The organism is Mesorhizobium sp. M7A.F.Ca.CA.004.12.1.1, from assembly GCF_003997835.1.
Classification (GTDB): domain Bacteria; phylum Pseudomonadota; class Alphaproteobacteria; order Rhizobiales; family Rhizobiaceae; genus Mesorhizobium.
Genome location: NZ_RZRK01001295.1, coordinates 1 through 990 on the forward strand (window position 1 = coordinate 1; position 990 = coordinate 990).

Sequence of the window (990 nt, forward strand, 5' to 3'; positions counted from 1 at the left end):
GCGCTGGACCAATCTGCGCGACTGCCACGAGCTCTATTGCGCCGGCCACCTGATCGAGGGCGCGGTCGCCTATTACCAGGCGACGGGAAAACGCAAGCTGCTCGACATCATGTGCCGCTATGCCGACCATATCGCGTCGGTGCTCGGCCCCGAGCCCGGCAAGAAGAAGGGCTATTGCGGACATGAGGAGATCGAGCTGGCGCTGGTCAAGCTGGCGCGGGTGACAGGCGAGCGGAAATACATGGAGCTGGCCAAATACTTCATCGACCAGCGCGGGCAGCAGCCGCATTATTTCGACGAGGAGGCCCGCGCCCGCGGCGCCGACCCGAAGGCCTATCATTTCAAGACCTATGAATACAGCCAGTCGCACATCCCGGTGCGCGAGCAGGACAAGGTCGTCGGCCACGCGGTCAGGGCGATGTACCTCTATTCCGGCATGGCCGACATCGCCACCGAATATGGCGACGACACGCTGCGGTCGGCGCTCGACCTTCTGTGGGACGATCTCACCACCAAGAGCCTCTATATCACCGGCGGGCTCGGGCCATCGGCGCACAATGAGGGGTTCACCAGCGACTATGACCTGCCCAACGAGAGCGCCTATGCCGAGACCTGTGCAGCGGTGGGCCTGGTGTTCTGGGCCAGCCGCATGCTCGGCATGGGGCCGAATGCGCGCTACGCCGACATGATGGAACGCGCCCTCTACAACGGTTCGATCTCGGGCCTGTCGCTCGACGGCTCGCTGTTTTTCTACGAGAATCCATTGGAAAGCCGGGGCAAGCACAACAGGTGGAAATGGCACCGCTGCCCGTGCTGCCCACCCAATATCGGGCGCATGGTCGCCTCGATCGGCAGCTATTTCTACAGCCTGGCCGACGACGCGTTGGCCATCCACCTCTATGGCGACTCGACCGCCCGTTTCGACATATCGGGCGTCCCGGTCGGCGTGACGCAGACGAGCCGCTATCCCTGGGACGGCGCCGTCGAGAT

At 63.6% G+C, this 990-nt stretch carries 1 protein-coding gene; it reads left to right on the forward strand.

The window, feature by feature from the left end; all coding sequences use genetic code 11:
- A partial coding sequence (locus EN984_RS35910; protein WP_164765981.1) for a beta-L-arabinofuranosidase domain-containing protein occupies window positions 1–990 on the forward strand: 990 nt, incomplete at both ends.